Source organism: Microcystis sp. BLCC-F209 (assembly GCF_041928595.1).
Classification (GTDB): Bacteria; Cyanobacteriota; Cyanobacteriia; order Cyanobacteriales; family Microcystaceae; genus Microcystis.
The window spans coordinates 1-10,622 of sequence record NZ_JBHFLL010000180.1 but is presented as its reverse complement, the minus strand read 5'-3'; the positions used below and the strand labels follow the sequence as shown (position 1 = coordinate 10,622).

The following is a 10,622-nucleotide window of genomic DNA, read 5'->3' as shown; positions in this document are numbered from 1 at the left end:
GAACCCTTATAGAGAAAGACATTGGACGATTTTTGTCAATTGTTTTTGATCTAGAGCGAGCTAATCAGTTAAATCTTTTGCCAGATAAGGATTTAGTCGATTTATGCCCCCCTATCGAACCATAACAAGTAACGAAGAGCCATAATTCATAATTCATAATTCATAATTGCCAAGAAGATTATTTTCTAGAGAATAAAACGTAAAAACAGGGAATAATAAACAGAGTTAACAGAGTTGCCAAAGACAAACCCGAAAAAACGACAATTCCTAAAGGTTGCAGGAATTCTCCCCCCTCTCCCAATCCTAAAGCAAGGGGAAATAAACCTAAAACCGTGGTCACGGTAGTCATTAAAATCGGTCGTAAACGTTGGGGAGCGGCCTTTAAAATAGCTTGTAGTCGAGTAAAAGCGAATTCTTGCCGCAATTGATTCGCCAATTCCACCATAATAATCGCATTATTAACCACAATCCCCACCAACAACACCACCCCGACGATGACAATGGCATTAATCGGGGTTTTAGTCCAATATAGCCCAAAAATCCCCCCCGCTAGGGCTAAAGGAACGGTTAACATAATCACCAAAGGGTCTATAAGCGAGTTATACTGCACGGCCATGACCACAAAGACTAAAAATACCGATAAACCCGCTAATAACCCCAAAGAACCCTGAATTTCTTGATTAGATATGGCAGCAGCACTGGGTAAAATGCTGACACCATCGGGTAAGGGAGTAGCGTTTAAAACCGATTGTACCCCCGCGAGTGCGTCACTTAATTTCGCTCCCTCGACTAAACTGCCGATAATAATAAAAACTTGACGCTGATTAATTCTCTGGATGACTCCGGGGGTTTTTCCCCCTTCAATCCTAGCGATATCTGCTAATTTTAAGTCTTCTTGCCTATTGACAAAAATAGGTATTTGTGATATGTCACTAATTTTTTGCCGCGAGTTGGGGTCTAATTGCACTCGGATATCGATTAATCTTTCTCCCCGTTGCAGCTGGGTGGGGATCGATCCTTGAATAGCGGTCCGTAGCGTTTGTCCCACTTCCAGGGTACTCAATCCCAAACTATTTAAGCGGGTCCAATCGGGTTTAATCTGAATTTCTGGTTGTCTGGGGTCAGCATCGGCACGAAAACGCGCACTAGGGACTTTTTCATCGAGAATACCGAGGATTTCTTCACCAGCTTGCTCTAAAGTTTTCCCATCGGGTCCCTGTAACATCACATCCACATCGGCACCGACGGAGGGAGAGTTATTAAGAATAATACCGCGCACTTGACCGGGAGTGAGACGCAAACGCACGTTAACGAGGTTTAATTGCTCTAGTGCTTTGCTCATGCGTTCGATATATGCTTCTGTATTAGTGCCTTTTTTGAGATTAATCGTACTAGAAGCGCGCAAAATATTTTCATTGGTAGTTGTGCCAAAAAGAGAACCGCCACTGGTAGTAAAAACATACTCAGTTTCTGGTTGTGATAATAAAATCTTTTCTACTTCCCCCATCACCTGACGGTTAGTGTTTAAATTGGTACCAGGAGGAAATTGAGCAAAAAGGTTCACTTGTCCGGTTTGAATACGACTAAAGACTTCCTGGGGGATATATTGCCAGAGATAGAAACTACTTCCCCCTAAAATTAAAAAGGCCAGCAGGATAACAGGTATTCTGTAGTGGATGATTTTAGCTAAAAAACGACCGTAGAGAATGGTTAAACCTTCTAGACGTTGACTAAAGACTCTTAAGAGCCAAAACCGATGGATACCACTAGAAACCCGCATATTTAACAAACGACTGGCCAACATGGGAACAACGGTTAACGCACACAGCAGAGAAGCAGCCACAGCAAAACTGATAGTGAGGATAATCTCGTTAAACAGCAGGGAAATAAAACCACCCAATAATAAAAATGGCAGGATAGAGACGAGATTAGTCGCAGTGGAGGCCACTAAAGCAGATTCTACCTCTTGGCTGCTATTACGGGCAATTTCTAAAAAATCTCGCTTATTTTGGTTTTGATTAACTTTGAGGGCAATATTTTCCAGCATGACAATGGAATTATCTACCACGATACCCACCCCTAGGGCCAATCCTCCCAAACTAAACACATTTATCGATAACCCGAATAACTTCATACAGATGATTGCGACGAGGGTAGAAAGAGGAATCGCTAGGGTAATGATAAAAGTCTGTCGCAGGGAACCGAGAAAGACGAATACAGTCAATCCTGCTAGAATTGTCCCCGCTAGTCCCGAAGAAACCACGTTATTGACTGCGTTTTGGATAAATACAGACTCATCGGTAGTGGGGACGACTTGCATTCCCCCGGTCATTAACCCAGATTTTTTTAATTCGGCAATGCGTTTTTTTACCCCTTCTACCACAGCAATCGTATTCGCATTCGGTTGTTTTTGGACGCTAACCCTGACGGCATTTTTTCCATTTAGGGTGACAAAAATTCTTTGTTCTTCTGTCCCATCGATAACTCTGGCCACATCCCGCAGGTAGATTTTTTCTTCGGGATTATTACTATCGGTCAGTGCTAAATCTTGAATGTCCGCTACGTTTTTAAATTTCCCCACCGCTCGGGTTAAAGGTTCCCCTGTTTCTCCCTCTAGTCGGCCCCCAGAGATGTCCTGATTGCGTCTTTTTAGGGTGTCTAAAACCTGATTTAATCCCACTCCTAAAAATTGTAATCGCTGCAGGTCAATATTAACTTGAATTTCTTCTCTAACTCCCCCAATCACATCCACCACTGCCACTCCTCCCACAAACCCTAATTCTCTCCCTAATTCTTCATCGGCAAATAATCTTAAATCTTTTAGGGGTAGGGTATCGGAAACGAGAGCGAATTCATAGACGGGTAAACGAGAGGGTTCAAATTTATTTAAGCGCGGTTCCTCAATAATATCGGGTAAATTTTGTCGGACACGATTAAAACTTTCGGTAGCTTCGTTTAAAGCAACGTTTAAGTCTCCCCCGGGTTGAAAAAATAAATCTACTCGCATCCTTCCCTCGCGAGTTTCTGAATAAACTTGCACTACTCCCTCGGTGGCACTCATTCCCTCTTCTAGGGGTTTAGTTACTTCTTCGAGAATAACTTCTGGGGACACTCCGGGGACATTCATCCTTAAACTAATGCGGGGATAAGTGATAGAAGGAAGCAAATCTACTTGTAAACGATTTAGAAAAAAAAGACCGATGATGATAACTGCTATAGTTAACGTCAATACTCCTATGTGACGACGAATTGATAGACCGCTTAGGGAGATGTTTTCTAACATGATTACCTATGGGGGAGAGTGAGGAGACAGGAGACAGAAGTCAGGAGTCAGGAGTTAGGAGTTAGGAGTCAGGAGATTATTTTTATCTATTCTTCCCACTTCATAATTCATAATTCATAATTCATAATTCATAATTACCACTGATAACTGATTAATTGTGCATAACTCGACCGAAACTCCATAATTTTTGATAATAATGACGACTGATGCTATCCTGATCATCGGTGAGGAAATTGATAGCGATACCATTATTACCTGTTTCTTTACCTGAACTGTGGATATATTGATTATTGCCTAGATATAAAGCCACATGATTAACTCTTTTATCACCAAAGAAAATTAAATCTCCTGGGAGTAATTCCTCTCGGTTTATTTTTTGACAAAAAGCCTCCTGTTGATAGGAATCCCTCGGCAACCAAATGTCAAAGCTGGCAAAAGCGGCCTGGATTAATCCCGAACAATCATAATTAGGTGCAAGGGTTCCACCCCAGAGATAATGATTGGTACGGTTCCTTGCTTCCTGAGTAAAAGTGATAATCTCAGGAATATATTTTTCTATGTCCAAACGACTTAAAGGAATTTTTTGATAAGCTGTGGTGGCTGCCGCAATTGCATCTAAATCTTCTAGGGATAACCAAGCTAAATAATTATCTTCTCTTAGCTGAATTTGTAGCCCTTTTTCGGTAATTTCTAGGGAAATAAATTTTAATTGTCTTCCCCGTTGTGCTTGGGTAGCTAACTCTTGACAACTGGGAGAATTGTAGAGATTTAAGTCTCTTATACAGAGATATTCCTGAGTGGATGATGGGGGAAGGGAGATGATTTGCATAAAAAATAGATCAGAATTTATTGACAAAAAAAACTGCCAGACTAGCCAAAAGCTAAGGAATAAAAACAAGGAGAATAACCTTAGTTCTGTTATCTTCAAGTTTCCACCTCTCTTAATTCTTGGTTACAGATATAATCTATAACTGAACCGAATCCCTGAAAAATTATTTAACCTCTGGCATAATTAACTTTTCAGGGTTCAAAAACGGCAAAAATAAGGATTAAATGGCATAAAATCTCTAAATAGACCATTTAATTGCTCATTATTCATTCTTAATTCTCCTGACTACTGACTACTGACTACTGACGACCGACTCCTAACCAACCAAGACAAATTTTGATTTTTACCACAGGTCTATGATAGCCGGTTCCTTAACAATATGTTACAATAACCGGCGAGAGGGGGGTGGCCAATATCTGGAACTTTTGGGCTAGAGATAGATTCTAGGGATCAGCAGTCACCTCCTAGAGTAAGCTTTTAATCAGATGTTGAGGTTAGTCCATGGCCAATGTTTCCGGGCGGTTTGAAAAGCAAGAATACAGCCAAAACTCACAAAATACCGTCACGGTGGTCAGTTCAGTCATGTCCGGGTTAAAAAAAGCATCTCCCCTGCAAAAGGGCTTATTTTGGGGAATAACCCTCAGTTTTACCGCCCTAGTTTCCGCTACTCTCGGGGCTGCCGTCGCTTTAATTAGTCCCTTACCCGCACCAATTGGGGCCATCTTCCAAAAAACGACTTTTCCCACCCAAACAGACATCCTTGAGGCTCAAGCTTGGAATAGCTTAATCAATCAGCAGCTTTCTCGTCCTGTTAATATTTTAGTTATGGGCATCGATCGAGTTTTAGATGCCAAAAACAGCGACGATCTATTTAAAGGTCGCAGCGATACCATGCTCCTAGTGCGCTTCGATCCTAGCGACAAAACCGTGAGAATGCTGTCTATCCCTCGCGATAGCCGTGTCAGAATCCCCGGCCACGGTTTCACTAAAATCAACGATGCCAATGTTCACGGTGGACCAACTCTAGCGGCGGAAGTGGTCAGTAATACTTTAGGGGATGTCACCGTTGATCGCTATGTGCGGGTGACTACCGATGCCTTTAAGGAATTAGTCGATTTAGTCGGGGGTGTAGAGGTTTATGTCCCCGAACGAATGTATCATAAAGATGTCACCCAAAAATTAGAAATTGATTTACAAGAGGGTTGGCAAAATCTCAACGGCGACCAGGCCGAACAATTTGCCCGTTTTCGTAACCCCCAATACGGCGATGTCGGTCGCGTACAAAGACAACAAATTTTATTAAAAGCACTACAGCAAAAGATTTTTAGTCCGACAATTCTCCCCAGTCTCCCGAAAGCAGTACAGGTTTTACAACAATATATCGATACGAATTTAACCGTCGAGGAAATGCTGGCTATCGCTAATTTTGGCCGGGAAATTAAACAGGATGACTTGAGAATGATCCTACTCCCCGGCCGGTTTAATAGCCTTGAGGAATACGATGGTCGCAGTTATTGGATTTTGAACCGTCGCGAAATCAGAACCATTGTGGCTAACAATTTTACCGATAACTATTCCGGGGGAGAAACCTCCGTTTATAGTCTGCGGATTGCCATTCAAAATGCCACCCATACCAAAGGTTTAGCCCGTCGCACTCGTAATTATCTGGCCAAACGGGGCTATACAAATGTTTATATTAGCGATGACTCCTCCCAAAAGCTAGAAACCACGGCAATTATTGCCCAAAAAGGTGATGTTCAGTCCGCTAACGTCTTGAAAAATCAATTGGGAATCGGTAAAGTAGAATCATCCTCCACTGGTGCTTTAGACTCAGACCTAACCATTCGGGTGGGTGATGATGTGGCCCAGTTTCTCGACGCTCAACAGTAACAATGTTGAAAAATTTTTTCAGTCTGGTTTTAATTATTTTGCTGGCGATTCTTGGGCTACTTTTCGCAGCCCGTCCAGTGGCTTTGGCCCAAGATAAAACGATTAACTATAGTTTTGCCCAGCTGCAAGATCGGGATTTTTCCCATCAGGATTTGCGCGGAGGAGTTTTCGCCGCCGCCGCAATGCGGGGAGTTAACCTAGAAGGGGCCGATTTATCCTATAGCATTCTCACCGAGGCTGTCCTCTTAAAAGCTAACTTAAAAGGGGCCGATTTAACCGCCTCTTTGGTAGATAGAGTTACCCTCGATTTTGCCGATTTAACCAATACTATTTTTACCGATGCGATCGCTAGTCGCAGCCGTTTTTATGACACAATTATTACCGGGGCCGATTTCACTAACGCGGTAATTGATGCCTATCAGGTCAAGTTAATGTGTGAACGGGCCGATGGGATTAATCCGGTCACGGGAGTGGCCACGAGGGATAGTTTAGGCTGTAATTAGCAATTCTGGGCAGATTCTGGCTGACTGCTCAAAAATAGCCTACCCCCTACACTCCAGCTATCTCGATCGAGACAGCCGGGGTGTAGAATGAAAATACTGAGCGAGGCTAAAGAAAGGAGAGAGACTCTTGATAATCGTCATCGATAACTATGATAGTTTTACCTACAATTTAGTCCAGTATTTAGGAGAATTAGCGACTGAGTTTCCGATCGCCGTGCCGATCGAGGTCTATCGTAATGATAAAATCGATCTGGCCACGATCGAACAAATGCGGCCGGATGGGATTGTGATTTCCCCCGGTCCCGGTCGTCCGGTCGATGCGGGCATATCTCTGGAATTAATCGCCAAATTTGGCCACTATCTGCCAATTTTGGGGGTCTGTCTCGGTCATCAAAGTATCGGTCAGGTATTCGGAGGGGATGTGGTCCGGGCCACGGTCTTGATGCACGGCAAAACTTCGCCAATCTATCACAACAATGAAGGGGTATTTCAAGGCTTAGAAAATCCTTTTACTGCCACCCGTTACCATAGTTTAGTGATCGAGCGCTCCACCATGCCGGATAATTTAGAGATCACGGCCTGGGTGGAAGATGGCACGGTCATGGGGGTCCGTCATCGGGATTACCCCCACATTCAAGGAGTACAATTTCATCCCGAAAGTATTTTAACCACTGCTGGCAAGGAACTTTTAAGAAACTTTCTGCGATCCCTCTAGTGTTTACTAATCGCCAACCCCTGAAATTAACCTTAACTTGATTAATTCTGCATCTATATTTATGAAAAGGCGAGATTTTATCTTATCGGCGGGGACAAGTTTCTTAACCGTGGCAGTAAGCTCAGTTTTAGCGGAAACTAAACCGAAACCCCCTAACCCCACTTCCCCCCAAAAACCCGATAATTCCCTCTTAGTTCAATGGTTGGGTCATAGTTGCTTTTTATTCACCGGAGGAGGTCAAAGAGTCCTCGTTAATCCCTTCCGGGCGATCGGTTGTACGGCGGGTTTTCCTTTGCCAAAAGTAGAAGCAGATATCGTTTTAATTAGTAGTCAACTCTGGGATGAAGGGGCGGCCGAGGGTTTACCAGGTAATCCGAAAATTTTGTTTGAGCCGGGGGCCTACGATCTGGGTAAATTAAAATTCCAGGGCATTAGTATCGCCCATGATCGCGTAGGTGGCAAACGTTTCGGCATGAATGTGGCCTGGCGTTGGACCCAGGCGGGGATTAGTATTGTCCATTTAGGGGGGGCAGCGGCCCCAATCGAATTAGAACAAAGAATTCTGCTAGGTTCGCCGGATTTAGCTTTTATTCCCGTGGGAGGGGGTCCAAAAAATTATAATCCCCAAGAAGCAAAACAGGCGATCGAAGTTTTACAGCCGCGAATTGCTGTCCCGACGCAATATTTTACCAGTGCCGCCGATAAAAAGGCCTGTGAATTGGTGTCTGTAGATGAATTTCTCAAGTTGGTCAAGGATAAAAATATCCGTTTAATCGAGGACAATAAATTACGGATTCGTGCCGCCGATTTACCCAAAAAAGGGACTCTCATTCGCGTGTTTGACTACCGCAATCTGTTACAGAAATCCTAACTTTTAGGAGCCAATAACCTAGTACTGCTGTAGATCATCTCCTAGTTCTCTAAAAATTGCTTTAACAATCTTATTAAAAATGTTTTTGCTGAAAGAATCTCGCTCTTTTTTTAGACAGGGATGGACAATTGCGGTTTTACTAATTGCCCTGCTTGTTTCCCTGCCAATTTTATCGGTGGCCAGTAGTTTATTAACTAATTCCAGTCAAGTTTGGCAACATCTGATCGAAACTGTTCTCTGGGATTATCTAGTTAATTCTTTTTGGTTAATGTGCGGGGTGGGCAGCGGCGTTTTAATCATCGGTGTCGGGACCGCTTGGTTAACAACGATGTGTCAATTTCCCGGTCGTCAACAATTTCAATGGTTATTACTACTACCCCTTGCCGCTCCCGCCTATCTCTTGGCCTATACTTATACCAATATGATGGACTATTTTGGTCCGGTGCAGACCTTCTTAAGAAGCGTTTTCGGTTGGAATAGTGTCGAAGATTATTGGTTTCCTAATATCCGTTCTCTTTGGGGGGGGATTCTGATGTTAATACTGGTGCTTTATCCCTACGTTTATCTGTTAGCAAGGGTCGGTTTTTTAGAACAATCTGTCTGCACGGTGGAGGCAAGTCGCTCCTTGGGATGTAATCCTTGGCGCGGTTTTTTTACCGTTGCTTTACCCCTAGCAAGACCAGCAATTATGGCGGGATTGGCCCTAGCTTTAATGGAAACTCTGAACGATTTTGGTACGGTGCAGTATTTCGGCATTAATGCTTTTACCACGGGGATTTATAATACTTGGTTCGGCATGGGCGATCGCATAGCGGCGGGGCAGTTATCAACAGTTTTAATGGTATTTATCCTCGTTTTAGTTTTCCTTGAACAATCCTCCCGTCGTCAAGCTCGTTACTATGAAATGACCAATCGTTTCCAGTCACCGACTAAGTACGAACTAGGATTTGTTCGCAGTTTTTTGGCAATAATCTCCTGTTTTTTACCAGTATTTCTTGGGTTTATTGCCCCTGCTTTCTATCTGACCTATCTAGCCTTTAATCATGCCCAAGAAACTTTTAATAATGACTTTTTTAGTTTGTCACTAAACAGTTTTTTTCTGGCTAGTTTAAGCGCAATTATTGCGGTAGTTTTAGCTTTAATTCTCGCCTACGGGGAAAGACTTAATCCGAATAAAACTCTTAAGGGATCTGTGCGGATTGCGGCCGCTGGTTATGCTATACCCGGCATTGTTATCGCGGTGGGGGTTTTAATTCCTATCGGCAAATTAGATAACTTTTTCAATCAAGGATTAAATATCAATTTAATTCTGAGCGGCACGATTTTCTGTGTGATTTTTGCCTATATTGTCCGGTTTTTAGCCGTAGCTTTCTCCACACTAGAATCGAGTTTAAGTAAAATTAAACCTAGTTTAGATGATGCTTCTCGCAGCCTTGGCTATGGCACTGGTGCCACTTTAATGAAAGTGCATATTCCTCTTTTGTCGGGGGGATTATTGACAGCGGCTATGTTAGTTTTTGTCGATGTGATGAAGGAATTACCAGCCACTTTGGTCCTAAGACCTTTTAATTTTGATACCCTAGCGGTGCGCGTTTATCAATACGCCAGCGATGAACGTTTGGTGGAAGCGGCGGCCCCGGCCCTGGCCATTGTCCTAGTGGGATTAATTCCGGTAATTTTTTTAAGTTGGCAAATTTCCCGACGGGCGATCGATTAAAGTGGTGGCCGATTCCTAGACCAGTTGGCGATCGGCCAGCAGCTTAGTTCTATAGTCTAGTACAAAATAATGTTACAGTTCTTGACAAGACTACTAGAGAGGGGGGGTGTCAGTGATAGGATTCCCTAAAACCCCTTTTCTTTATTTTTGTAGAGAGAACAAAACCCTATGACAGAACTTTCTGGAAAAGCTCCTAAGTTCGGTGGCAGCACAGGCGGTTTACTCGCCAAAGCCGATCTAGAAGAAAAGTACGCCATCACCTGGACAAGCAGCAAAGAACAAGTCTTTGAAATGCCCACCGGTGGCGCCGCTATCATGAACGAAGGCGAAAATCTCCTCTATTTGGCCCGCAAAGAACACGCGCTCGCTCTTGGTACCCAATTCCGGACGAAATTCAAACCCAAAATCGAAGATTACAAAATCTATCGGATTTACCCCAGTGGTGAAGTGCAGTATCTCCACCCTGCTGATGGTGTCTTCCCCGAAAAAGTTAACGCTGGTCGTGAATTTTTCGGCAAAAAAGACCGCAATATCGGCAAAAACCCGGAACCGGCGACAATTAAGTTCTCTGGTGTCACTCCCTACGAAGCATAAATAATCCCTAAAATCGAGAGAGGGGAGTTAGATTTAGAAGCTATTTGGCCCTAAGATTTAACTTCTGACTCTCGATTTCTGGCTCTCCCAGGTTTGGTGGGTAAAATGTATTCTAGGATACAGTCCTGCTGGCGAGTGAGTGGAACGAACCACAAAGACACAAAGGACACAAAGATTGATCGATCATATTGTAAGTTAAACTGATCACACAGAACCTAGA

8 protein-coding genes are annotated in these 10,622 nt (G+C 43.3%); 6 read left to right on the top strand and 2 right to left on the bottom strand.

Annotated elements, in window-relative coordinates:
* Positions 1-178: 178 nt before the first annotated feature.
* Both ACE1AQ_RS11420 and ACE1AQ_RS11415 read right to left on the bottom strand, forming a co-directional pair.
* On the bottom strand, positions 179-3,283 hold the full coding sequence (locus ACE1AQ_RS11420) for an efflux RND transporter permease subunit (protein WP_008201999.1): 3,105 nt from the start codon (positions 3,281-3,283) through the stop codon (positions 179-181).
* A 151-nt stretch (positions 3,284-3,434) separates the two neighbouring features.
* On the bottom strand, positions 3,435-4,112 hold the full coding sequence (locus ACE1AQ_RS11415; RefSeq protein WP_008202001.1) for a C40 family peptidase: 678 nt from the start codon (positions 4,110-4,112) through the stop codon (positions 3,435-3,437).
* 501 nt (positions 4,113-4,613) lie between these two features.
* Here ACE1AQ_RS11415 and ACE1AQ_RS11410 point away from each other — a divergent pair.
* The 6 genes from ACE1AQ_RS11410 (at position 4,614) to ACE1AQ_RS11385 (ending at position 10,402) form a co-directional block, all read left to right on the top strand.
* Positions 4,614-6,002, top strand: a complete 1,389-nt coding sequence (locus tag ACE1AQ_RS11410; RefSeq protein WP_110543271.1) for an LCP family protein — start codon at positions 4,614-4,616, stop codon at positions 6,000-6,002.
* A gap of 2 nt (positions 6,003-6,004) precedes the next feature.
* A complete protein-coding gene (locus ACE1AQ_RS11405; RefSeq protein WP_008202006.1) occupies positions 6,005-6,505 on the top strand; it encodes a pentapeptide repeat-containing protein in 501 nt (166 codons plus the stop codon).
* Positions 6,506-6,632: 127 nt separating this feature from the next.
* Positions 6,633-7,220 carry an aminodeoxychorismate/anthranilate synthase component II gene (locus ACE1AQ_RS11400; protein ID WP_110543274.1) on the top strand — a complete coding sequence of 196 codons (588 nt, stop codon included), beginning with the start codon at positions 6,633-6,635 and terminating at the stop codon, positions 7,218-7,220.
* A gap of 61 nt (positions 7,221-7,281) precedes the next feature.
* On the top strand, positions 7,282-8,091 hold the full coding sequence (locus tag ACE1AQ_RS11395) for an MBL fold metallo-hydrolase (protein WP_008202008.1): 810 nt from the start codon (positions 7,282-7,284) through the stop codon (positions 8,089-8,091).
* Between the two features lie 79 nt (positions 8,092-8,170).
* Entirely contained in the window at positions 8,171-9,808 is a 1,638-nt protein-coding gene (locus ACE1AQ_RS11390; protein ID WP_008202010.1) for an iron ABC transporter permease, read from the top strand.
* 168 nt (positions 9,809-9,976) lie between these two features.
* The gene (locus tag ACE1AQ_RS11385) at positions 9,977-10,402 is read left to right on the top strand and encodes a photosystem I reaction center subunit II PsaD (protein ID WP_002740397.1); all 426 of its coding nucleotides are present in this window, start codon (positions 9,977-9,979) and stop codon (positions 10,400-10,402) included.
* Positions 10,403-10,622: the final 220 nt, after the last annotated feature.